The following is a 25,256-nucleotide window of genomic DNA, read 5'->3' as shown; positions in this document are numbered from 1 at the left end:
CTATGAAACGACTCATCGCTCTCTATCTGCTAGAAGCATGCTTCTTATCGGCTTCTGCACAGAATTACGTATCTCAAGTATGGATAGCCGACCAAGGTAACGGAACTTATAAAAACCCAATTCTCTACGCCGATTATTCCGACCCCGACATTTGCCGCGTAGGAGAAGACTATTACCTGACTTCGTCCAGTTTCAACTGTCTGCCGGGATTACAAATATTGCATTCCAAAGACCTTGTCAACTGGAGCATCATCGGTGCAGCAGTGCCCTATGCACTTCCCCCCGTCACCGATGTGCGCCCTGAACACGGCAATCGCGTATGGGCACCCAGCATCCGCCATCACGATGGAGCATTCCATATCTTCTGGGGAGACCCGGACCAAGGAGTATTTATGGTCAAAGCCAAGAATCCGGAAGGACCTTGGAGTGAACCTGTCCTTGTGAAGCCCGGAAAAGGAATTATCGACACCACCCCCCTATGGGATGAAGATGGTCGCGTATACTTGGTTCATGCGTATGCAGGAAGCCGTGCCGGACTGAAAAGTGTAATCAGCATCTGCGAACTGAGTTCTGATGCCACTAAAGCTATCACCCAATCACGCATCATTTTTGATGGTCACGAAGTACATCAGACTTGCGAAGGGCCCAAGTTCTACAAACGCAATGGATATTATTACATCTTCCATCCGGCAGGTGGTGTACCTACAGGATGGCAGGTGGTACTGCGCTCAAAGAACGTATACGGCCCTTACGAATGGAAGACAGTGCTGGCACAAGGAAAATCACCTGTAAACGGTCCTCATCAGGGCGGATGGGTAGATACTCCCACCGGAGAAGATTGGTTCATACACTTTCAGGATGTAGGCGCTTACGGACGACTGGTTCATCTGCAACCCATGAAATGGGTGAACGACTGGCCTGTAATCGGTGTAGATGAAGATGGGGATGGTTGCGGCGAACCTGTACTGACATACAAGAAACCCAATGTAGGCAAAACTTATCCCATCTGCACTCCGCAGGAAAGTGATGAATTTGACGGCTATACATTATCCCCTCAATGGCAGTGGCAAGCCAACATCAATGAGAAATGGGCTTATTTCAATGGAGGGGAAAGCTATGTGCGTCTCTACTCCTACCCCGTCAGCGAAGATTATAAGAGTCTTTGGGATGTCTCTAACCTGATGTTGCAGAAGACTCCGGCTCCCAACTTTACTGCCACAACCAAACTGACTTTCAAACCGACAGAAAAGTATAAAGGGGAACGTACCGGATTGATAGTAATGGGAATGGACTATGCCGGATTGGTGATTGAAAACACAGACAACGGTCTGATACTGTCACAGGTAGAATGTATGAAAGCCGACCGCTCCGGTTCTGAAAAAGTGAATGCTTCCGTTCCTTTAAAAGACGGTACCGTTTATCTCCGTGCCAAGTTCTCTGCCAACGGAGAGAAAATAAAAGGCAGCGAAGGAGGTCATGACCTGCTTGTGAAATGTCAGCTGAGCTATAGTACAGACAGCAAGAAGTTTCAACCACTGGGAAAAACATTCCAAGTAAAAGAAGGAAAATGGATTGGTGCCAAAGTTGGTATCTTCTGCACCCGCCCCGCCATTGTCAGCAATGACGGTGGTTGGACAGATGTCGATTGGTTCAGAATTGAAAAATAAAGAAGATATTTATCATCTTTGGCAGACCTGTATTGCATTAATAATTTAAAAGGGAGTGTGTCAAAACTAAACCAGCCTATCCCATCGTCAGCTGTAGGGGCAGGGTTTGCCTGCCCGAAGACACAAAGTAAACTGTTTTCGGGCGAGCGAACCTCGCCCCTACGAACTAAACGACAGTATTATCCACGTTTTGACACAATCCCTTTATACTAATTTGTAACAAACTTATCCCAAGAATGAAATCAGCACGCCGGCAGCCACTGCCGAACCGATTACACCCGAAATATTACTTGCCATACAGTATTGAAGCACATGATTCTTCGGGTCATACTTCAATGCGATTTCATTTGCCACACGGCTCGCCATCGGCACAGCACTCAGACCACATGCACCAATCAACGGATTTATCTTTTTCTTGGTGAACAGATTAAATACCTTCACAAAGAAAATACCACCGGAAATAGACAATGCAAATGCCAGGAAACCGCCAATCACGATGCCGATAGTTGTCCAGTTGAGGAATGCTTCGGTAGTCATGGTGGCACCAACCGAAAGTCCCAGGAAAATGGTGGCGGCATTCATGATGCTGTTTGATGCCGCATCAAACAGACGCGAGGTATCGCTGCCGATTTCTTTCACCAAATTACCAAACATCAGCATACCAATCAAAGGCACTGCACTCGGCACGAACAAGGCCACGACCGTAGTAACGACAATCGGGAAAAAAATCTTCAGCACACGCAGATTCTTAATTTCTGTCTTTGAAGGGTATTTCTTTTCTTGTTCTTTCATATTGATACTCAACTCCTTCTTGGTACACCACAGTTTGACTACCAAAGGAATGATAACCGGAACCAAAGCCATGTAGGAATAAGCTGCAATAGCAATCGGACCCAACAGATGAGGAGCCAACTTGATGGTAGTAAAGATAGCTGTCGGGCCATCAGCACCACCGATAATACCCAGTGCGGCAGCTTCCTTCGGCGTAAAGCCTATCAAAATAGCTACCAACAATACAGTGAAAATACCCAACTGTGCGGCAGCGCCGAAAATAGAGAGTCGCAGGTTACGAAGCATCGGACCAAAGTCCGTCAAAGCACCCACACCCATAAAAATAATAGGCGGAAGGAAACCTGTCTTTATCAACATATAGTAGATGAAATTCATTAATCCGAGGTCGTGTGCAATTTCGTGCAACGGCATCTCCCAAATGTTTTTCATCACCCCGTTCACCATTACCATGCCGTTTTCATCGGCTTGGATTACGCCCATTTCACCACCGGGAAAGTTGGCCAGCAATACTCCGAAAGCAATCGGAATCAGCAATAACGGCTCATACTTCTTCTTAATACCCAGATAAAGCAAGATGAACGCAATGGCATACATTATCAAGAACTGCGGCTCGGCAATAATATTGCTGAAGGCAGTCATTTCATATAGTCTTGCAAATATATCTTCCATTATAATATCTTCATTAATACGTCATCTTCCGACACTGAATCACCCGAGTTTGCACAAACAGCAGTGATGGTTCCATCATATTCGGCACGAATGGCATTGTATGTCTTCATAGCCTCCACATAACAGATGACCTCTCCTTTTGCCACTTTGTCGCCCACCTTCTTTGGTGTTTCCTGTGCATTCTTTACCAAGAAGAATTTTCCTTCCAACGGAGAAAGGATATCTTTTCCCTCGCCCACCGGAGCAGCAGCCTGAGCCGCCGGAGCAGCTCCCGCAGCAGCATTGAGGGTAGCAGGATCTACGGCACCGTAGGCTACCGTCACGCGATAGGGCTGGCCGTTTACATCCACCGTCAATACCTTCGTCTTGTTCTCTGCTTCGGCTGGAGCCGTCGCATTGGCTTTTTCTTCACGGCGCTTCTTCACATCCGCCAAGAAATCTTCTTTAGCCTTTCCACTCTTATAAGCTTCATACTGAGCCGGATGCATGGCATACTCAAAGAGTTCTTCATCGTCCTGACCCTTATCCCATTGCTTTTCGAGCATCATCTTACGGTATTTATCCAATTGGTCGGGATAATTATCCTGCGGATTACCATCGAAGAACTTGCGGCCTTCGCGTTCTGCCTTTTCTATAATCTCGGGAGCCAATTTGCCCGGCAGACGGCCGGCTTTGCCCAAAATCATATCCCAGATATCATCGGCAATCATGCCCCAGCGTTCTTTACCCTTTTCCATGGCCATTACGTTCATCATGGCAAGGTTCTTCACGTATTGGCTGAACGGAGTCACCAAAGGAGGATAACCGACACGCGGCCATACATAAGCCACTTCATTGAAGAGTTTTATCAGCAACTCGTCTTGAGTCATAAACGGCAAATTGCGTTTTGCCTTATACTTGTTAATAGATTCAAGATTTGTTTCGAGGTCGGCCATCAAGCTTCCCATCATACCGCCCGGAAGCCCCGGAGCAATTAAGAGCGAGTTCATCAAACGGTTCTTCGGGCTGATATATAGTCCAAGGAAATCATCCATAAATTCCTGAATAAGAGAACGTACTTTCATATACGCCTCCATATTGATTTCGGGCACTTTGAAACCGGCATCCTTCAGCATAGCCTGCACACTGATGAGATCGGCATGTCCCGTACCCCATGACAACGGCTCCATGCCGACATCAATATAGTCGCAACCCGCCTGGCATACTTCCAATATAGAAGCCATGTTGAAACCGGGTCCTGCGTGAGAGTGGTATTGAATGGGAATATTCTTTATCTTCTTGATTCCCGCTACTATCTTGCCCAGTGAGACAGGACGTCCGATACCTGCCATATCCTTGATACAGATTTCGTCAGCTCCGGCTTCGATAAGCTGTTTGGCCATGTTCACATAATATTCCACAGTGTGTACCGGAGAGAAAGTGATACAGAGGGAGCATTGTGAAATCATGCCGGCATCATGGGCATAACCGATAGAGGGGATAATATTGCGGACATCATTCAAGCCGCAAAAAGTACGGGTAATATCTGTTCCTTGCGCGTGTTTTACTTTATAGAATAATTTACGGACGTCTGCCGGAACGGGACTCATCCGAAGACCATTCAATGCGCGGTCTAGCATGTGTGTCTGGATACCTGCCTCGTGGAAGGGTTTTGTCCATTCGCGCACTGCTTTATTCGGATTCTCGCCAAACAATAAATTTACCTGTTCAAAACCACCGCCATTTGTTTCTACGCGGGCAAAACAACCCATTTCAATAATGGCCGGGGCAACTTTTACCAACTGGTCTACGCGGGGCACATACTTGCCTGCGCTCTGCCACATATCGCGGAAGACCAGACTAAATTTTACTTCTCTTTCCATTTTCCTTAAATGTGTTTTTCTTTTGGATTATAGCTTCTCAATTTTTATCACCTGACCTTTACCTGCCGTCAAAATCTCTACTGCCGCCTTAATAGCATCCATAGCTCCCGCATCGGCTGTAGGAGCTACTGTCGGCACTTTCTTGGGAGCTTCTTCGGGGGCTACCTTGTTGACAATAGTAATGAGGTACTTGCTCAGATAGATAACAATGAGTAGTATGACAAAAACAGTAGTCATTCCAACTACCATCAGCATCAATCCAACTCCTATGTTCTCCATAAATCTAGTGTTATTAATAGTACTTACTACACTTATAGGTTATTCAAAGCCTAAAAAGTGCTCAAATTTAGGCATTTCGGCTCTATTTTTATAATAAAGGGTTTGAAAAATATGCAAAATTAGTAGAAATCAAAATAGAAATTTCACCAAACATGGATTGTCATCTTCTACTCTCCGGAGTATTTTAGCCTGCTCTTCCTCTCCCACTAGCGGAAGCAATTTCTCCAACTCTTCTGTGGGCACCAGCATAAGCATATAATCTTCCGCTATCAGTTCCGGCCTCAGTTCGATGCCTTCGACGGTTTGTTTAAAAAAGTAAGATTTACCGGTATCGATGACTGCATCATAAATCAGCCAAGGATATTCCTCCGGCCCCTGTCCTACTTTGCCGATAGAACGGATATACTTTCCCTGACTGTCAAAGACCATCAGTGTGATATGATTGTATGTCGGATAATCTTCAGAAATAAATAATAGTTGCCATTACTTTCGCACACTCTGACAATATGTGCCAACAGTGAAGAGTCATTCGTTTCCAACAGAATGACCTCCACCTTAGTAAACAGGTCTTTTACCGATACGGAAGTTTCCTCCAAAGACACCTGTAGCACCCTCCTCTCCTCCTGTTTGGAAGAAGAGGAACAGGATGCCAACAAAAACAAAAATGAAAGAATAAAAAGGTGTTTCATAGTATTGGTTGTCCATCTTAAAATAAGATTTCTTCTTTAGACTTTCGCTTCTTTTCTGTCGGTTCGTCTTCAGCATATCCTACAGGAATCAAAACGGCCGGCTCGATATATTCGGGCAATCCTAAAACAGTGCTGCACTGAGAAGCATCGAAATTACACACCCAGCACGTACCCAAACCCTGCTCGGTAGCAGCCAGACAGAGGTGTTCCACCGCAATGGCTATATCAATATCTGCATGATCTTTGTTGTCGGCACGACGATGCCATGATTCTTCATGATTTGTGCAAGCCACAATGATACAGGGAGCTGTGGCAAGCCACTCACGCTTATAGCATTGCTGCAACGCCTTTAATGTAGGTTCATCTGTGACTATTTTAAACCGCCACGGTTGGAAATTAACTGCCGAGGGAGCCAAACGTACACACTCCATGATATACTCCAATTTTTCTGTCTCAACCGAACGACCGGCATATTTGCGGGCAGAATAGCGCGCTTTTACTAATTCTAGAAAGTTCATAAGCATTATTATTAGTTTGCAGACAAAAATACTAACTTTGCTAATATATCGCAAGCTTTTTGCCATGAGTAATCATTTATTCATCTCTTACGAAGTATTTATATTTTTATTCTGTAAATTCGAACCCTATTTGTTTTAAAATTAGTATCTTTGAGCCATTGGAAAACAACTCTACATTTTTATGTAAGTAAGAGTGTATGGTTGTGATTTGCTTTCAAATTAGTATCTTTGAACCATTGGAAACAACTTAGCTCAGCTATGAGTTTTAAGCTCCTGTGTTGTGATTTGCTTTCAAATTAGTATCTTTGAACCATTGGAAACAACAAGAAGCTCGTAAAGTAGCAGTAGAAGAAGGTTGTGATTTGCTTTCAAATTAGTATCTTTGAACCATTGGAAACAACTCTCGAGAAATAATTGCTTTGGCAAAAGGGGTTGTGATTTGCTTTCAAATTAGTATCTTTGAACCATTGGAAACAACACTAGCCGGTAGAGGAACACAAACGAACAGTTGTGATTTGCTTTCAAATTAGTATCTTTGAACCATTGGAAACAACGCCCCGCTCAAAAAGAATTGCAGAATACGGGTTGTGATTTGCTTTCAAATTAGTATCTTTGAACCATTGGAAACAACACAGCACGTCAAGTTATCTCGCGTTTGTCTGTTGTGATTTGCTTTCAAATTAGTATCTTTGAACCATTGGAAACAACTGAATACACATTACTATCTAATTTCCAATGAGTTGTACACATATCCAGAATTAAAAAACAAAGTTGTTTTCCAATAAGAAATCCCGTTTTAAATGGGATTTCTTGTTTCTAAAATAATTCCAATTGCTGTCCCGGAGTAGTTACGTCTTGTATTTTCTTTCCATAAAAAAGTTCTATAGCAGCAAATTGTTTATCAGTAATACACATTATTCCCACTTGTCCATATTCAGGCAAAAAAGATTTAACTCTATTTATATGAACAGACGCATTTTCGCTACTAGCACAATGACGAACATAAATTGAAAACTGAAACATGGTAAAACCATCCTTCTGGAGATTTTTTCTAAAATCAGTATAAGCTTTCTTGTCTTTCTTTGTTTCCGTCGGCAAATCAAATAATACTAGTACCCACATAATCCGATATTCACTAAAACGGTCCATTATCGTTCAGGATAACTCATACGACGAATTTCTCCACTAAAACATTTATATAGGGAAGCTGTGGTCTGAGCGACAGCTACCATTAGCGGACTACGCTTACCACCAATACGCACATCCAGTGTAGGAATAACAAGCAAACATGATTTTATTTCTTTTGTTAAATCCAAATTTGCGCCATACAATTTCACTAAGCCAAATACTAATTCATCAACATAAGGCCGATATGGTTCCATCACATCATCGGCCAAACAATATGCATTGTAACGATTATGATGATGAATTCCTAAAGTAGGAAGCAATCCACTTGTCACCAAAGCACGAGCAACGGTAGCACGAAGTATGGCATAACCATAATTCAACAAGTTATTAGGAGAAATTCCTTCCCTGTCACGAGTAAAGCCAACAATATCTGCAAACAAATTTTTCCAGTAAAAGGCTGCCGCACGTGCTTCCAAATTTTCAGGATCACCACTCTTCACTTCATTCGCCCAAATTCGCATACATTTCATTTCTTCACCCACACAAATACTCAATACAGATGCCTGATTATCTATTTTTGCTTTAATTGTTTGTTGCCAAAGTTGCTTTTTCAAGGGTAATGATGCATCCAGTTGTTGACGAAAACGTTCATTCTGAGTCGTATTTCCATATAAGGGAAGCATTAATCCCACAGGCATACTTTTACTATCACAAGTAATAACAGCACAATTATTCTCCAGTAGAGATTCCAACACACCGGAAGTGATAGTAATTTGTTTATGATCCAATATTACAATGCCTAAATCTTCAATCGGTTTTGTTATTTCCGATTGTTTTTTGAAAGATTCTGGCAGAGAAACACTTTTCTCAACTTCCGGAAGTTTGATAACTAATTGGTTATTTCGTAATGACAAATAGGTCGGATTACCAAAATAAAGTGTTTTTTTTATCATAGTATCGTATTTTGAAGGTTAATATATCACTTCCTTCGCAGTTTTTTCTGCTCTTTTTCAAAATTTTCAATGAAATGTATTTCTACAGGAGATAACTGGTTACTAATGCGTTCCTTAAACTTATCATATTCAAGATTTGCTTTTTTCTTTGCTAATTCTGCTGAAATAATTCTGCCATTTGTCTAATGTCAGCCAAACAGTATCATTACATAATGTAACCTCAATTCTTGACTCACCATCTATCGTTTGATATAAAAGAATTTGTCCCTTGTTTTCTTCCATAAAATAAAAGTATATTATTTTTTATGCAAACTAATTGATTCTAAGACATTTCCTAAACGATCAACTTTTATAGGTATACATATTTCTTTTATCATTTCATTGGTCCACGCCTTTTGCGCTTTATTATTACTACCTAATTCTATCGTCTGCAAAATAGGATTCGCTATTCTTGCAGGTATAAAATGTCCTTCATTTCCCGTGCAACTCACCATCTTATAAATCCTCCCCCTATCCAAAGGCTGGGCAATAATACCAGTAGCTAAATCATCTGTAGTAGGAAGATAAACCAAATCATTCGGTGACAACACAAAAATCGATTCATTATCATTTTCATCTTTTGGTGCAACAGGTAAACCTTGTTTTTGTCGTTCAATTGCAACATTCAGTGGAATAGTAGCATAACTTCTTTTCTTTATTACAGCATTCGTCTTATCACCCAGAACATTTGACTCATAAACAGCAAAAAATAAATTCGTTCCTTTTGCAGCTTCCACAAATTTAGACGATTTATTACCTAGTTTACCTACAGCAAACTTATCAGCTTTTTCATAAACGCGTACTTTAACGATAGGTTGATGATACTTTCCCTTATTCAGTTGAACAATATTACGATTCATTTCATCAATACCATCCGGTGAAAAAGCAATATCCGGATTATTATCCTTCTGTTCCAAATGACGCAACAATATCTTTTGGATACCCGTATCAGTAATACTACTCTCTATTCTCTTTCTGTCAAAACTAGTATCCAGCGGTTTTCTAGTAGCAAAGAATCGATCTTTAGTATCTTTACTAAAATAGTAGACCTCTATTTTAGAAAGATTTACATCACTCCAAGCCTCCCTGTTATCTTCAAAGTACTTCTTTATTCTCTTCTCATCAAATCCTAAATTCAAAAGTTCCAGTAATTTTCTCTTGAAGTCTTTCACGACTATGCTTTGAAGATTTTTCATCGCTTCATTTAAAGTTACTGTCTTTATCCTATGCAAATTAACTTCTCCAAATACCGTATCTTTATGCATGGATTTACGTATAGCCCAGTTGTCCCCTTTTTCCTGTCTCACAAATATCTTTTTACCTTCTTCATTGTAATGCAGAAAGTGATTAGTCGCTTTATTTATAACACGCAAATTCTGCTTAAAACTGACTATTATGTCTTCCAATATCCCATGTACGTCCTGTGTAAACGATCCCCACGGTTTTCTAATCACCCATTTATAATTGCCTTTATCATCAGTCTTAGCTTTATCACACAACAGCTTCTGCAAATCATATCTAGATAATTTTGCTTTAGCAGTCGCCGATTCATTATTCAAATAATTAATAATATTTCTATTTGCACACGCTATCACAATGGCATCCATTGCATGATGACGATGGTCGATTCTTTTCTTATTAAAACCTTTTTGCAATTCCAAAGGCATTGTTGGAATCTCATGATTTCCAGCACTTTTAGTTGTAAATTTATTCGTATCGGTCAACTCATTTAAACGTTGGAAACGAGGAAGTATAATTTTATTCCAGACATCATTTATACCCCAATCTTTTTTCAAACGATCAGTAATTCCTCCGGTGCAAGGAATCACATTCTTTGATATTACTTCTTCCTCTCCCTTTTCTCTTACAATATTAGAAAGAAGAGACTTTACAACTTTACTGATGTACCTACTATCATTCAACTGACGGGCAACAAACTCATCCGGAATATCATCCATCAAAAGTTTTTTCATCTTACCACGAGTCCGCGAATAGTTATCTTTTATAAACTGTTCATATTCATCCACAGAGAAAATCTTTACCTTTTTCCCAAAAGGAAGTTCCACTATCTCTCCATGGTGTTTCACTATAAACTCATGTCCCAGTAAATTATCTTTCTGTTTATTGACTTCCGCTTCACAAATCACCTTATTACTAAAAGAATCATCAAAATAGCGTGATTGGGGAATGACATGTTCTATCTCGTATGCAGGAGTAAACAGTTTGCCCAATGGTATCACTTCACCGGTATAGGGAGAACGATACCTTTGTTCCAGCCAAAGTTTATAACGCAAAACTTCCGACTTTGAGGGACGCTTCTTCAAGTCTGTTTCTGTAAATTTTTTCAATATATCCGCTATTTCTTCAGGCAAATCAGCCACACTATTTAAAACGCCATCTTCATAAATACGCAAAATATCCTGCTGACTTGGTGAATAAGGACGAACATTTTCAATCTCATATTCAGGATTCAAAAATTCCGTAAGCAAATACTTTATACGCAAGTTGGCATTCTCATTTTCGGATATTTGCTGTGTCATTTTAGCCCGTTTATCAGCCGGATTCTTCATCTCACGCCCCAATTCCACATGTATTTCATCAATATTCCCCACTTGTTTCCAAATATCACGAACAACACGTAGCGTTTCAATAATAATCTGCTCAACAATCGGATTACGCAATGAATGTTGCTTAAAAGATTCTAAATACGAATCAATATCAGCAGGAGATTCCCACTTGGTTATTTCTTTTGCTTCAGAATGACGGCCATAAACAATGTAACACACTAACCAAAGAGGCAAACCTTTGAAATCAGCAACATCAGCAAGATGAATTGCTTTCTCCCTCACTCTATTTTCTATTTTCTCATCACATTCTCCTGTTATTATCTTATCAATCCGTTCACGCGTTCCTTTATCTATCGAATTCTCACTCCAATATTTCCCCATACGCATTAAAGGCAATAATTTTTTAATTGCTTTTGCCGAATAGGAACCATATTCTTTTTTAAAAGGTGGAAATTTCTGAAATACATCAACAAAAGAAGCATTCAGGTCATGTTTATCCGCAAATTTTTGCAAGGCTTTTGCTATTTCATTCTTATTCTCAACTGAATACAATATATGCCATAAGGCTTCCTCATTCTCTTTTGTCAAGACTTCAATAGAAATATCACATTTCTCCAGCCGCGCCAACATCGATGAATGGGTTTCATTGCATGGATAAGGTTTGTCTTGTACATAATTCCAACGATAATTCTCTACCTCTTTCTTTAGTCCAAAAGCCGGATACTTCAAAAAGTTCTTCTGATCAATTTCTTTTTTACCATTCAACCAGTCAAATAAAGCAACGTAATCTTCTTCAGCCTTCAACAGCTCATTTGTAACATCCGCATCTTGTGCCAGGTCTTTCCTATAAATACGGAGATTTATTATAAATTGCCACAAACGAAATTCTTGAAACAACGGATGTGATTTAGCAATACATTTTATAGGAAAAGATTTTATTTCTCCTGTTTCCTTGTCAAGGCAATGGTTCTCCTCATAAGGGCAATTGTTTATTAATGATTTTTTGCTCTTAAGAGGACGTTGATAAAAGAGTATATCTTCCAAAAACAAATAAATAAAGTCCTGATTGCTGATATTATTCCGATGTGCTTCATTTATCGAATATAATTCTTCAATACAAGCAGTATACAATGCTCTATCTTGCAATTCCGAATGGAACTCCTTCTGCTTCTCCAAAATCAGTTTCAACTCATCCTTATAATATTTGCGTTCAATGGTTCTCACCAGTCTTCCACGAACTTTCTGATTAGGATTTTCTAAAAGCGTATCATAAATATAGGTACCTACTGTTTTATGAGTCTGATCAATATCTACTTCTGTTTTCTTCTTGAGCAATGACCAGTCATCTTCTTTAGGAGCGCGAAAAGAGCGTTTCACGTTCCCTTCCTTATCTTTTTTCGGCGTTCCGTCCTTCTCTAAATCCGTAGTTACAATAAACTCTTTAGTTTTGCCAACCCAATCAAGCGGCATATTACTTGTTCTCCGATATATCCACCCATTTTCCAAATGTACATTATACCAAGTATCCTTTCCTTTTTTCTCTCCGGAATCTTCTACCGCAATTACTTTAAGAGCATAGAATTCAACTAATTTATTGTTATTTTCCTCCTCTTCCTCACCACGTAATTGATGATATCCACGCTTTTGATTAAAATTCAATAATATCCAAGCTAATTCTTCTTTTGAAATTTTAGAAGTCAATCCTTTTTTACGAAGATAGTAGATAGTCCAGTCATAGGGTACTTTTTTATCATCCGTTATCAAATCCGGATGATTTAGTTTAAAGTCCTCCAGCATTTCTTTAAATGATTTTTGGAATATAAATTCAAACTGACCCGATTCATTTTTGCGCCAAGCCAATTTAGGCTCCTTTCCCTTGACTATCTTACCATACCTATCTAAATCTTGAGCAAAATGAGAGGGTAAAAATCCTAAAATATCAAGAATTCTATGCAATCGTTCTCTACGAAGTAAATATCGTTCACATAAACGACGACTTGCACGCAACTTGGTTCTATCGGCTGTTTGGGATATAGAATTACCTTTATTAAAATCTCCTATCATAGCTGCATCCATAGGTATGATGCGACTTCCTGAAGCCTGTATCTTAACCAGTTGTTCACTTCCCTCTTCATTGATAATTCCATTCACTACCGCCCAACCTATGCTATTGGTACCTAAATCAAGACCTACTATATTTTTCATAATACTACAATTCTATTATAACTTTTCAAAGTTATTAAATTATTCTGATAGATACTTGTTTCTTACATATTTATTTCATAGCTTTGCCATACTAATTTGAAGCAAGTCACAATAAGGATTATTCCGTTGTGAAGACATTTAGGTCGCCCTCGTCCTTTAACGGGGGCTTTTTTATGTTTGCACCGATAAAAAAAATACAAATATGAAGAAACTTGTGATATTTGATTTAGACGGCACATTGCTGAATACAATAGCTGATTTGGCTGCCGCTACCAACCAAGCTTTACAGTACTATGGCTATCCCACTCATGACACGGATGCCTACCGTTTCTTTGTAGGAAACGGAATCAACAAACTGTTTGAACGAGCATTGCCCGAAAGTGAAAGAAATGAAGAAAATATTTTAAAAATACGCTCTCAGTTCGTTCCTTATTACGATAAGCATAATGCTGATTTAAGCCGTCCTTATCCGGGTATGGAGGAACTACTGCTGACTTTGCAAAAGAGCGGAATAAAGACAGCCGTAGCATCCAATAAATATCAAGCTGCCACACGGAAGCTGATTTCACACTATTTCCCCGAAATAAATTTTGTGGAAGTATTGGGACAAAGGGAAGGAATACCTGCCAAGCCAGACCCTTCTATTGTAAATGATATCATTGCCATAGCCGGAGTTGCCAAAGAAGAAGTGCTGTACGTAGGAGACTCCAATGTCGATATGCAAACGGCGCACAATGCCGGAGTCACTGCCGTAGGAGTAGCCTGGGGATTCAGACCGCGAACAGAACTTGAAGCCCTTCATCCTGCACACATCATCGAAAAAGCAGAGGAACTGATTCCATTGCTCAATTGATTCGGACGAAAATATGTACAGACAGCAGATATAGTGAAAACATTTCATCAAAGGACTTCTCTTTATGGAAAATAATATGTATGTTTGACCGGCTTTAAATAAAAATGAAATGAAAAGGAATAGAATACTGATTATATTATTCGCTATACTGATAACGACCGGAGCAAAAGCTCAATTAAAAGAAACGATCCAACAGATATTAGGCAGTGACTCCACTCAAACAATATCCTCTGCGACCTCTTCGGATTCTATCCGCATCAAACAGATGCAGCAAGAACTTGAGACCGCACGTCTGAACGAGGCCAATATGAGACTTGAGATGGAGCAGTTGAGGCTTGAAACTTTCTCTGCTGATTCACTGAAACAGGCCCAGCAAAAAATGCGTATCGATTCGCTGAGGCGAGTGACCAAGGGAGTACCGGTTATAGTGGAAGGAGATACTTTATTCTACCTATATACCAAGCGGGGCGGATATACCCCTCAAACCAGAGCGGAAATGGATGCAGCCATCATCACTGAATTAGGAGAACAATTCAATCTGCATCCTGATTCCGTTTATATTGAGAACTCGGATATCGTTTCGGATATCATGTATGGCAATAAAGTGATTGTTTCTTTCACTGACCAAGACGGATTATGGGAAAACAGTACGCGCGAACAACTGGCAGAACATGTCCGTACAATTATTGTAAACAAGCTGAAAACAATGCACGAAGAGCATAGCTTTATACAATTATGTAAACGCATTCTCTATTTTATCCTTGTCCTGGCAGGCCAATACCTGCTTTTCCGGATTACGCTTTGGCTATACCGGAAAAGCAAAGTCAGGATACAGCAATTAAAAGACACCAAATTAAAGTCTGTCTCTATCCAAAATTATGAAATACTGGACACACAGAAACAGGTGAATCTCTTGATTTTCTTTGCCAATATGGTACGCTATGTTCTTGTCTTCCTACAATTGCTGATTACGGTCCCGATGCTGTTTGCCATCTTTCCGCAAACCAAAGATTTGGCTTACAAAATATTATTCTATATTTGGAATCCCATAAAAGAAATCTTTAAAGATATAGTGAACTATGTACCTAATTTATTTACCATACTGGTGATTTATTATGCCATCAGATATGTGATAAAAGGTTTGCATTATCTGGCAACAGAAGTTGACTCTGAGAGGCTGAAAATAAACGGTTTCTACCCCGACTGGGCTATGCCGACTTTCCATATCATACGGTTCCTACTCTATGCTTTTATGATAGCCATGATTTATCCGTACTTGCCGGGGTCTGATTCCGGCGTATTCCAAGGGATTTCCGTATTTGTCGGTCTGATTATCTCACTCGGTTCAAGTACTGTCATTGGTAACATCATTGCAGGGTTTGTCATTACTTATATGCGGCCGTTCAAATTGGGAGACCGTATCAAGCTGAACGAGACAACAGGAAATGTGGTAGAAAAAACGGCTTTCGTAACCCGAATCCGTACACCGAAAAATGAAGTGGTGACGATACCCAATTCATTTATCATGTCCTCACATACCGTCAACTATAGCGCATCGGCAAGAACATACGGACTAATCATTCATTCGGAAGTGACCATCGGCTATGATGCACCTTGGAGGAAAGTACATCAGCTACTTATTGATGCTGCTTTGGCCACTCCGGGAATACAGGCCAATCCTGAACCATTTGTGCTGGAAACATCATTAAGTGATTGGTATCCGGTTTATCAGGTCAATGCCTATATAAAGGATGCGGACAAGATGGCCATCATCTACTCTGATTTGCACCAAAACATACAGGATTATTTCAATAAGGCAGGCATTGAGATTATGTCTCCCCACTATGTTGCCACAAGAGATGGCAATGAAATAACCATCCCTAAAGAAACAGCCGAAGAATAAAATGAACAATTATCCGTTTTTTACGTTTTTATAGATAAATAGTATAAACTTTAAAAGAGCAATTTATGTCTGTTATTTATAAATTCTTATTTCCCTCAAAACCGGATGGTACAGCCATGTCATTACTATTATTGGCATTACGCATTTTATTCGGTGTATTATTGATGTCACACGGAGTGCAGAAATGGGCAAACTTCGATGCTATGAGTGGAAGTTTCCCGGATCCTTTGGGAGTAGGAAGCCAAATGTCTCTCATTTTGGCCATTTTTGGCGAACTGGTCTGTTCACTGGCTTTTATCTTCGGATTCCTTTACCGCCTTGCTATGATTCCCATGATTTTCACAATGAGCATGGCATTTTTTGTGATTCACGGTAATGACCCGTTCTCTGTCAAAGAGCTGGCATTTATCTATCTTGTGGTATTTGTTCTGATGTACATAGCCGGACCCGGCAAGTATTCTATCGACCACTTTATCGCCAAGGCTATTTCGAAAGCCAACAGATAAGTTAATTAATATGCTTTAAAAAGCGTCTGATATCATCTTCCAGCCTTTTATAAAGCGGAGATTCTTTGTAACTCGTATGCTTGCGGAGTACTATGTCAACTCCTAACTGACGGCGCTGATAGCTTGTCAGCTCATTATGGAACTGCATATCGTGCTCGGCAAGTTCTTTAATTTCCGCCTCACGCTCACGACGGAGAACATTGCAGACAGGTGTCAGCAACTTCATCACCACACTATCCATGATATGATGTCCCTGAATAAACATATAAGTATTATCCGGATAGACACCCAATTGGGCAAACTCTTCTTTCATAGCCTCTATCTCCCCTATCGCCTTGGGATGACGACGTTCCAGCTCCTGTAATTTCCGCCTTACACGCCGGCCCATATTTTCCAAACTGCGTTCGGGCCGATAAACACTTACTTGATCCAACTTGACAAACGAACAAAAGTCAAGCAATGAAAATTCGGATAATATATGTTTCCGATAAAACCATACCGACCAAATAAAAAGCGGGTAAGCAATCTGTGAATACATCTTCATAAAGGCAACAAAATCTACCAACGGATGGTCATTCAAAGTAGCCATGACACACACTTCATGCAAAGCTTCCGAATAACACTGATAGTTTTCAATGGCGTATGCATACGTATGAAACACATACTTATTATTGATAATATAGCGGGAAGTATGCGTAGCACCCTGAAGTAAATAGTCGTAATCACTGTCTACACAGGCAATCATATTCTGTCCCAGCTGTGCACCCAGTTCATTCATCAATACAGATTTCTTGCCTTTTGCCAAAGTGGTTTTGGAAGGAAGCATCACTTCAAAATAACGAGTATCATCTTCAAACTCTCCCAATAAGGTACGCCAAAAAGAAACATCATCGTAACTTTCAACATAAGCCACGATTTTCCGTCTTGCCTTTTTGGGCTTTAACATATTCGCCGCACCGATATATAAAGAAGAAAGGTTGTCGGATAATCTCTTTCCCATAGTCGTGTCGTTTAGTTAAATTCATTGTGTTATGTCGCTCACTTCGGTAACGGCATCAAGCCATCCGTCCATGACCAAAGCCGGCGAATGAGTAGTGAGTACAATCTGTACATTGGGATTCAATTCACGAATCAATGAAATGAGACGCTGCTGCCATTCAACATGAAGGGAAACCTCAGGCTCATCCATAAACAATACCCCATGCCGCTTGTCCTGTACCAAAACAGTGAGCAAAATAACCAATATCTGTTTTTCTCCCGAAGAGAGTTGGTAGGGATATAACGTATCACCGTCTTGCTCAAACAAAATCTCATTACTCTGACGGATGATTTTCTTTCCTGTTTCTCCGAAAAGGTCATCCATTAAATCCTGGAATTTCTTTTTAGGATAAGACATTTGGGCAGCACGCATTTGGTCTTCGGGATTACCGGAGGTAAGACACTCGATGATACGATTTCCTATGTTCACCTGATAGTCCAGATAACGACGTTGCAACTGATAAAGCTGCCAGTCCAGTTCTGTCTTCACATTCTTATCCGCCATCTTTTCGAGCAATTCGGAATGAATCAGCGGCCGGTCAAAACTTCTGATAACATCAAAATGAATTTGAGTTGCGTCTTCGGGAGAAAAGACAAAATGTACACCCGGTGCCGAGCCATTACTTAAAGCTCCCCCTTCCAAAGCGCTCAAACTATTTACAGACCTGTTTAGAATAGTACTCTTACCTATTCCATTCACCCCACTCAAAATGTTAACATCAGGGCGAAGTTCCCACGAGATATCCTTACGTCCCCACAACCGCTTAATCTCGATACGCTTAATATAATCAGCCTGCTTTTTCATTTTATATAAATTTACTATAAAGCAAAGATAGAAAATATAAAAAGAAACGCCTACATTTGTACTGTTATTTAAGGTAAAAAAGATATGGCTATTCAGAAGTATAAAGGACATTTGGCATTGCTGGGCGCTGCCATAATGTGGGGATTAATGTCACCCATCGGCAAAACGGCTTTAGAGAACGGAATTTCAGGACTTTCACTGGCAACTTTTCGGATGACGGGAGGCGCAGTCTGTTTTTGGATTGCATCTATTTTCGCACCCAAAGAACAAGTAAGGTCTCATGACTTGATGATGTTGTTCTTTGCCGGACTATTGGGTATCGTATTTAATCAAGGTTGCTTTACCTTCGGGTTATCGCTCACCTCTCCCATCGACGCTTCCATCGTGACCACCACCGCCCCGATTGCAACCATGATTGTTGCAGCCGTCTATTTGAAAGAACCGGTGACCGGAAAGAAAGTAATCGGCATCTTTTTAGGTTCTATTGGGGCTTTAACCTTGATTATGAGCAGCCAAGGCTCTACGGACAGTAACGCCGGAAGTATCCCGGGAGACTTGTTGTGTCTGGCGGCCCAGATAAGTTTTTCTTTTTATCTGGCTATCTTTAAAGGACTTATCAGCAGATATAATATCTTCACATTGATGAAATGGATGTTCACGTATGCCGCCATCTGTTTTATTCCATTCTCTTATCACGAAGTATCGGCCGTTCAATTCAATGAGATATCCCCCGCCACATGGGGCTGCGTCATCTTTGTTATCTTGGGAGGCACATTCTTTGCCTATATTCTAATGATGATAGGACAAAAGACATTGCGTCCGACTGTTATCAGTATGTATAATTACGTACAACCGATTGTCGGTACTTCCGTCTCTATTTTATTGGGAATGGGTACATTCGGACTGGCAAAAGGACTGGCCGTCGTATTGGTCTTCTTAGGAGTATATATTGTCACTCAAAGCAAGAGCCGCGAACAGATGCTGGCTGAACAGGCGGCTCAAAAAAACAGGGAATAACGGCTGTCACAAACACCCTCCCTCTACCGGAGAATTATATGATTGACTCTTCCAAGCGAAGTTGCTCTATATATTTCTCCGTGTCTTCCCAAAGCTGTTTGGCCTGCGGATGGTTCATGAACTTATCCTTCACTTTCTTCGGTTTGCAAGAAGCAAATAATTGTCCGGTCACTCCCGACACTTCTTCATCCAGCAATAAGTGAATAGCTGTTGCCGCCCCTTCTTTGGGAGTACGGATACAAGGGCGGAAAAACCAATCCGTCAGTTTATCAAACCACATATCCATACGAATGATATTGGTAGAAACAATTCCCGGGTCGGCGGCATTGACTGTAATCCCGCTATCCTTCACCCTTTCCGACAGTTCGCGCGTAAACAGCCACAAAGCCAACTTGGTGTTGCTATAAATAGGAATGCGCCAAAAGCTGCCAGGCTTTCCGCGCGAAAAAAAATCGGGCGTAATATGCCCTACAGAATAAGTGCACGAAACCATATTGACAATACGGCTCCCTTTCCCCATCAAAGGCAATAATTTCATAGTCAAAAGAAAAGGAGCAACATAATTCACCGCCACCGTTCTTTCCAGCCCGTCTTCAGTCTGCATCAAATGAGTACTCATTGTTCCGGCATTATTCATCAAAAGATCAATATGTTTTCCACGTCCCAACAGTCCGTCCGCAACATTGATAACAGACGCCATAGAAGACAAATCAACCTGACGTACTTCTATCTCCTTGTTTCCTGTTTCCAATATCATCTGATTCTTACGTTCCTCTCCTTTAAAAAGAGTATAACACAACATAATGACATGATATCCTGCTCCGGCTACAGCACGGGTAATTTCCTTTCCCATTCCTCCATCGGCACCGGTTATAACAGCTAATTTACTCATTTTTCCACTCCTGCTTTTATATATACATATTTATTTCTTCTCCAATCTCTCAATCTCTTTTTTCAAACTAGCCGGCAGTTCTTCCCGCAAGTGCTGGTGGCAAGCCATCTCGATAGTGTACATCCGTGCTATACAATAGTTGCTATGCTTACAGTTGCAACGCGCCTTCTCCTCTTCACGCATACGATTGACAAAACCGGGTTCATTGAGCAAAGCACGTGCCATCTGTACAAATTCAAAACCATAATCCAATACCTCATCAATCTTTTCACGCGAGACTAATCCGCCGACATATACTAACGGAATATCCTTGATTTCGGTTCTGAACTTCAAGGCATCTTCCAAAAAATAGGCTTCTTTGAAAGGCACAGTCGGAATCATCCATTTACCTACCAGCCTGACTCCATACTTCAACCACCAGCAGTCCATATAGTGAGTCATAGTCTTGATAGGCATCTCGCCGCGCATGACATACATCGGAGCCTTGCTAACAAAACCTCCACTCAGCACCAACGCCTGCGCACCATCCTGCACCAATCGTTTGGCTACCTGCATTGTTTCGTCTATCTCCATGCCTCCCTTGAAACCGTCACGCATATTCATTTTCACCAATACAGCCATATCACTACCTGCAGCCTGCATCACCTCGTTCATAACCATATCCATAAAACGCATACGGTTCTCTAATGAACCACCATACTCATCTTTACGATGATTGGTATAAGGAGAAAGAAACTGACTGATGAGATATCCATGTCCGGCATGAATTTCCACTGCGTCAAAACCGGCTTCACGCGCTAAATTGACAGAACGGCCATAAGCTTTTGCCATCACCGGAAGTTCGTCCTTACGCAAACCGCGCACAAATGTAGGAGAATAAAGATTGAAACCGGAAGAAGCTCCTACAGGAGTTACCCCACAAATACTTTTATGAGACATATTTCCACAATGCCCCAACTGAATGCCGGCTGCCGCACCTTCCTTATGAATGGCATCAGTTATCTTTTTCAACCCCGGCACTATTTCAGGACGCATCCACAACTGCCGATCAAAAGACAAACCGCTTTGAGCCACAGCAGCATAAGCGATTGTGGTCATTCCTACCCCTCCGGCCGCTACCGCACGGTGATAATCCAATAATTGCTGTGAAGGTACATTGCCCGGACACATGCTTTCAAAAGCTGCCGAACGGATGGTACGATTTCTCAAAGTAAGCGGTCCGATGGATGCCGAAGTAAATAGTTTAGAATCTATCATGACTTTTATAATTTATAGTCCAATCAGTTAATAAATAAAAGGAATCATTCGTTTTCTGCTACCCACAGCCTGTGCTCCAAACTCTTCACGATAACGATTACGGATAGAATTGGCACGAGGAGCCAGATTAGCAAACGTCCACAATACAAATACCCAAGCAGCCGGTGAACAAGTCAGTACGGCAAAACCTACCCATTCCAATAATTCTCCGAAATAGTTACCGGATGTGACATATCGGTACATCCCTTTCTGTGGCAAATAATGGCGGGTGTCGCCCGGTTTGCGCAAATGACGTATCACACTGTCCGAATGAATATTAATTCCCATACCTACAAAAAACAAAACCAATCCCGACCAGAAAGAAGGAGTGCCGAACCATGCATCCGAGTAAAGTCCGTCGGGGGCAATATAAAAGAGCCACTCGCCTTGCATCAGACCGTTCAACACATTAAAGACCACTCCCATCAGCATAATGGTAATAGGCATCCGGCTCTTTCCTTTCATCAGGAAAGGGAATATAAATGCACGCTGGAAATAATGCAATTCAAAAAGAAGAAAAAAGACAAGAGGTACTGCGTCGCAACGCACACTACTATTCCACCATAAATAAAGCATGACGAAAAACACCGGTGCTTCCATCAATACCCAACCCACTTTATTGTTCAGCGAAATTCCCCATTTAGAAGTTTGGAACATACCGTAGCCGGCACGCACATAATAAAGGGCTACAAATACAACACCCGCTAATGCAGTCATTGTCAGAAGCAATAATTCAAAAGTCTGTTGTTCCATACTCGTTCCTCCTTTTATTAGATTTAGTTAGTCACTAACAAATTTAAAGAAAATTCGAGAGAGGAGAAAGAATTTAGCTAGTTTTTGTGAGAAAAGACTATAAAAACAAGAATTTGACGAAAAACATCCGGCGTACAAGCGACCCATGTGTTCGCCCATACACCGGATATTCTCCTCATCAATTCCAAAAAGATTGTTACTTCATATATCCAACCGCTGACATTCCCTTGCCTGTCAAGTGAAACCGACACATTACGTTTTCATCCATGATGGAAGCAGATTGATTTCACCCATAAAAATCCCGGCTTATTTTTCAGCCATTATCTCTGCTTCAAAGGCACATATTCCATTTCTTCCAATACATTCTTATACGCCGGACGAATAATACGTTTTCCTTCAAAATTCAATTCCTCATTGCGATGTGCACACCAGCCTACAATACGCGCCATTGCAAACAATGGTGTGAAGATTTCCTGTGGCAAACCAATCATTTCATATACAAAGCCCGAATAGAAGTCAATGTTGCTGGATACCGTCTTTCCATTATTCTTAATCTTTCCGAACATAGCGATAGCACGCTCTTCCAACAACTCCAGAAAAGCAAATTCTTCTTCCTTACCTTTTTCTTTTGCCAAGTCACGTGCCAATTCTTTCAACAAGATGGCACGAGGGTCGGAAATAGTATAAACAGCATGACCGATACCATAAATCAGACCGGTTTTATCATACGCCTCCTTATTCAACATACGGGTAAAGTAGGTATCGATTTCATCCACATTCGTCCAATCCTTAATATTTTCCTGCAAATGATGGAACATATCCGCCACCTGAATGTTGGCTCCTCCGTGAAGCGGGCCCTTCAACGAACCGATACCTGCGGCAATGGCCGAATAAGTATCTGTGCGGCTGGAAGAAACGACACGGACTGTAAAAGTGGAGTTGTTACCGCCACCGTGTTCTGCCTGAAGTACCAACAGCAAATCAAGCGTGCGCGCATCAAGTTCCGTATAATCCCTTTTCAACATATATAGGAAATTTTCTGCAATGGACAGTTTTTCACGCGGATGACGGATATGCAAAGAACGGCCGTATGTGGCATGACGCAACATATTATATGCATAGGCAATGATTGTGGGGAATTTGGAAATCAAGTCAATGCTCTGGCGCATCAGATTATCACGCGAAGTATCATCCGCCTGCGGGTCGAAACGATACATCTCCAATACGCTGCGTGCCAGAATATTCATAATATTATTTCCCTCCAACTCAATGATATTCATTTTAGTCTTCTGCTCCAGCGGCGTATTATCATTAATCAGTTCACAGAAAGACGCCAATTCTTCCTTGTCGGGCAAATGGCCGGAAAGCAACAAATATGCCACCTCTTCAAAGCCGAAGCGTTTCTCTTTAATAATGCTATGTGCCAAATCTTCCAAGTCATAGCCACGGTAGAAAAGTTTACCGGGTATCGGTTTCAATCCTCCTCCGGGAATACGTTCATATCCCACCACATTGCCAATCTTTGTCAGTCCTACCAGCACTCCCGTGCCGTCTTCATTACGCAAGCCGCGTTTTACATCAAACTTTTTAAACAGTTCATTCTCAATCCGAGTCGCATTTTTCATTTCCTCGGAGAGCTTATAAATAATGTATTCCTTTTTCATATCCGTGAGTTTTTAGGAGTTTATTCTTTCTATTATTTCTTTTGTAAAATCAGAAGTTCCAAGTGACACTCCGTTCGGCATAAAACGAGCCAAATCATGAGTGGCGCGTCCTTCGCCAAAGCTGGCCTCCAATGCATTCACAATGAGTACTGCCGCCTTGTTCCAGCCGAAATGCTCCAGCATCATCACTGCCGACAGTATGAGCGAACAAGGATTTACCACATCTTTTCCGGCAATATTGGGAGCCGTTCCGTGAGTTGCCTCAAAAATGGCATGTCCCGTATTGTAATTGATATTCGCTCCCGGAGCAATACCGATGCCACCCACCATCGCTGCCAGTTGGTCGGAAATATAATCTCCGTTCAGATTCAACGTAGCCACTACCGAATATTCCTCAGGAATCAACAAAGTGTTCTGCAAAAATGCATCGGCAATGCAATCTTTAATGATGAGTTTGCCGGATGCCATCACTTCTCCGAACTCACGTTCCGCCACTTCATAACCCCATTTTTTAAACCCTCCTTCGGTGAACTTCATAATATTTCCTTTATGAACCAATGTAACCGAAGGCAAGTCATGCTCCAAAGCGTATTTACACGCCGCACGTACCAAACGTTCCGTTCCTTCTCTGGATACAGGTTTCACGCCAAAAGAAGAAGTTTCGGGGAAACGTACCTTTGTCACTCCCATCTCCTCATGCAAGAAACGATAAAACTTTTCGGCTTCAGGCGTTCCGGCTTCCCATTCGATACCGGCATAAATATCTTCCGTGTTTTCGCGGAAAATGTGCATATCCACTTTCTGAGGTTCTTTCACCGGAGACACAACCCCGCGAAACCAGCGTACAGGCCGCAAACAAACATACAAATCAAGTGTCTGTCGCAACGCCACATTCAAAGAACGGATACCACCCCCCACCGGAGTAGTCAACGGCCCTTTAATACCAACACCATGTTCTTGAAAAGCTTTCATCGTTTCTTCCGGCAACCATGACCCTGTTTCATTAAAAGCACGTTCACCGGCCAACACTTCCAGCCATTCTATTTCATGCTCGTTGCCGTAAGCCTTTTTCACGGCTGCATCTACAATTGACTGCATAGCAGGAGTAATCTCCGCTCCCACTCCATCGCCTGTAATATAAGGTACTGTCTTTTTCATCTT

The 25,256-nt window shown here is 41.3% G+C and carries 22 protein-coding genes and 1 CRISPR repeat array; of the genes, 5 read left to right on the top strand and 17 right to left on the bottom strand.

What is annotated here, in order from left to right; all coding sequences use genetic code 11:
* Positions 1-2 precede the first annotated feature (2 nt).
* Positions 3-1,667 (top strand): glycoside hydrolase family 43 protein, encoded by a 1,665-nt coding sequence (locus IR173_RS08595; protein WP_237039243.1) that lies wholly within the window; start codon positions 3-5, stop codon positions 1,665-1,667.
* 225 nt (positions 1,668-1,892) lie between these two features.
* Here IR173_RS08595 and IR173_RS08590 read toward each other — a convergent pair whose 3' ends face one another.
* From IR173_RS08590 to cas9, 10 genes are all read right to left on the bottom strand, one after another.
* On the bottom strand, positions 1,893-3,128 hold the full coding sequence (locus IR173_RS08590; RefSeq protein WP_237039242.1) for a sodium ion-translocating decarboxylase subunit beta: 1,236 nt from the start codon (positions 3,126-3,128) through the stop codon (positions 1,893-1,895).
* Positions 3,128-4,990 carry a biotin/lipoyl-containing protein gene (locus tag IR173_RS08585; protein ID WP_237039241.1) on the bottom strand — a complete coding sequence of 621 codons (1,863 nt, stop codon included), beginning with the start codon at positions 4,988-4,990 and terminating at the stop codon, positions 3,128-3,130. Before IR173_RS08585 ends, IR173_RS08590 begins: the two co-directional genes overlap by 1 nt.
* 27 nt (positions 4,991-5,017) lie before the next feature.
* Positions 5,018-5,269 (bottom strand): OadG family protein, encoded by a 252-nt coding sequence (locus IR173_RS08580; RefSeq protein WP_237039240.1) that lies wholly within the window; start codon positions 5,267-5,269, stop codon positions 5,018-5,020.
* Positions 5,270-5,398: 129 nt separating this feature from the next.
* Positions 5,399-5,698: a 6-bladed beta-propeller gene (locus IR173_RS18070; RefSeq protein WP_262914284.1), complete on the bottom strand. Its 300-nt coding sequence runs from the start codon at positions 5,696-5,698 to the stop codon at positions 5,399-5,401.
* Positions 5,698-5,958, bottom strand: coding sequence for a 6-bladed beta-propeller (locus tag IR173_RS18065; protein WP_262914283.1), 261 nt, complete (start codon positions 5,956-5,958; stop codon positions 5,698-5,700). The genes IR173_RS18070 and IR173_RS18065 overlap by 1 nt, the downstream gene beginning before the upstream one ends.
* Before the next feature lie 17 nt (positions 5,959-5,975).
* Entirely contained in the window at positions 5,976-6,476 is a 501-nt protein-coding gene (locus tag IR173_RS08570) for a nitroreductase family protein (protein ID WP_237039239.1), read from the bottom strand.
* A 200-nt stretch (positions 6,477-6,676) separates the two neighbouring features.
* A CRISPR array of direct repeats spans positions 6,677-7,184; the repeat unit is 47 nt; unit sequence GTTGTGATTTGCTTTCAAATTAGTATCTTTGAACCATTGGAAACAAC.
* A gap of 108 nt (positions 7,185-7,292) precedes the next feature.
* Positions 7,293-7,625 carry a CRISPR-associated endonuclease Cas2 gene (gene cas2, locus IR173_RS08565; RefSeq protein ID WP_237039238.1) on the bottom strand — a complete coding sequence of 111 codons (333 nt, stop codon included), beginning with the start codon at positions 7,623-7,625 and terminating at the stop codon, positions 7,293-7,295.
* A complete protein-coding gene (gene cas1, locus IR173_RS08560) occupies positions 7,625-8,557 on the bottom strand; it encodes a type II CRISPR-associated endonuclease Cas1 (RefSeq protein ID WP_237039237.1) in 933 nt (310 codons plus the stop codon). The genes cas2 and cas1 overlap by 1 nt, the downstream gene beginning before the upstream one ends.
* A gap of 129 nt (positions 8,558-8,686) precedes the next feature.
* Complete coding sequence (locus tag IR173_RS08555) at positions 8,687-8,839, bottom strand: hypothetical protein (RefSeq protein WP_237039236.1); 153 nt, start codon at positions 8,837-8,839, stop codon at positions 8,687-8,689.
* Between the two features lie 14 nt (positions 8,840-8,853).
* Complete coding sequence (gene cas9, locus IR173_RS08550) at positions 8,854-13,368, bottom strand: type II CRISPR RNA-guided endonuclease Cas9 (protein WP_237039235.1); 4,515 nt, start codon at positions 13,366-13,368, stop codon at positions 8,854-8,856.
* Positions 13,369-13,570: 202 nt separating this feature from the next.
* Between cas9 and IR173_RS08545 the strand changes: the two genes are divergently transcribed.
* From IR173_RS08545 to IR173_RS08535, 3 genes are all read left to right on the top strand, one after another.
* Positions 13,571-14,221 (top strand): HAD family hydrolase, encoded by a 651-nt coding sequence (locus tag IR173_RS08545; RefSeq protein WP_237039234.1) that lies wholly within the window; start codon positions 13,571-13,573, stop codon positions 14,219-14,221.
* Between the two features lie 109 nt (positions 14,222-14,330).
* On the top strand, positions 14,331-16,124 hold the full coding sequence (locus IR173_RS08540; RefSeq protein WP_237039233.1) for a mechanosensitive ion channel family protein: 1,794 nt from the start codon (positions 14,331-14,333) through the stop codon (positions 16,122-16,124).
* A 65-nt stretch (positions 16,125-16,189) separates the two neighbouring features.
* The gene (locus tag IR173_RS08535; protein WP_237039232.1) at positions 16,190-16,630 is read left to right on the top strand and encodes a DoxX family protein; all 441 of its coding nucleotides are present in this window, start codon (positions 16,190-16,192) and stop codon (positions 16,628-16,630) included.
* A gap of 1 nt (position 16,631) precedes the next feature.
* Here the strand turns inward: IR173_RS08535 and IR173_RS08530 are convergent, their stop codons facing one another.
* Both IR173_RS08530 and IR173_RS08525 read right to left on the bottom strand, forming a co-directional pair.
* The gene (locus IR173_RS08530; RefSeq protein WP_237039231.1) at positions 16,632-17,630 is read right to left on the bottom strand and encodes a DUF4435 domain-containing protein; all 999 of its coding nucleotides are present in this window, start codon (positions 17,628-17,630) and stop codon (positions 16,632-16,634) included.
* A 21-nt stretch (positions 17,631-17,651) separates the two neighbouring features.
* A complete protein-coding gene (locus tag IR173_RS08525; protein ID WP_237039230.1) occupies positions 17,652-18,473 on the bottom strand; it encodes an AAA family ATPase in 822 nt (273 codons plus the stop codon).
* Between the two features lie 84 nt (positions 18,474-18,557).
* Between IR173_RS08525 and IR173_RS08520 the strand changes: the two genes are divergently transcribed.
* Positions 18,558-19,490, top strand: a complete 933-nt coding sequence (locus IR173_RS08520; protein WP_237039229.1) for a DMT family transporter — start codon at positions 18,558-18,560, stop codon at positions 19,488-19,490.
* A 34-nt stretch (positions 19,491-19,524) separates the two neighbouring features.
* On the opposite strand, the gene IR173_RS08515 is transcribed toward IR173_RS08520, so the two are convergent.
* The 5 genes from IR173_RS08515 to icd all read right to left on the bottom strand — a co-directional run bounded on the left by IR173_RS08515 (position 19,525) and on the right by icd (position 25,253).
* Entirely contained in the window at positions 19,525-20,382 is an 858-nt protein-coding gene (locus IR173_RS08515) for an SDR family oxidoreductase (RefSeq protein WP_237039228.1), read from the bottom strand.
* A gap of 30 nt (positions 20,383-20,412) precedes the next feature.
* Entirely contained in the window at positions 20,413-21,639 is a 1,227-nt protein-coding gene (locus IR173_RS08510; protein WP_237039227.1) for an NADH:flavin oxidoreductase, read from the bottom strand.
* A 27-nt stretch (positions 21,640-21,666) separates the two neighbouring features.
* The gene (locus IR173_RS08505; RefSeq protein WP_237039226.1) at positions 21,667-22,431 is read right to left on the bottom strand and encodes a DUF1295 domain-containing protein; all 765 of its coding nucleotides are present in this window, start codon (positions 22,429-22,431) and stop codon (positions 21,667-21,669) included.
* A gap of 320 nt (positions 22,432-22,751) precedes the next feature.
* Positions 22,752-24,095 (bottom strand): citrate/2-methylcitrate synthase, encoded by a 1,344-nt coding sequence (locus tag IR173_RS08500; RefSeq protein WP_237039225.1) that lies wholly within the window; start codon positions 24,093-24,095, stop codon positions 22,752-22,754.
* A gap of 12 nt (positions 24,096-24,107) precedes the next feature.
* Positions 24,108-25,253, bottom strand: a complete 1,146-nt coding sequence (gene icd, locus IR173_RS08495; protein ID WP_237039224.1) for an NADP-dependent isocitrate dehydrogenase — start codon at positions 25,251-25,253, stop codon at positions 24,108-24,110.
* Between the last annotated feature and the right edge of the window lie 3 nt (positions 25,254-25,256).

Origin of the sequence: Phocaeicola faecalis (assembly GCF_021730445.1) — a bacterium.
Taxonomy (GTDB): domain Bacteria; phylum Bacteroidota; class Bacteroidia; order Bacteroidales; family Bacteroidaceae; genus Phocaeicola; species Phocaeicola faecalis.
Note: the sequence above shows the minus strand (reverse complement) of the source record. Positions and strands in the feature narration are given on the sequence as shown.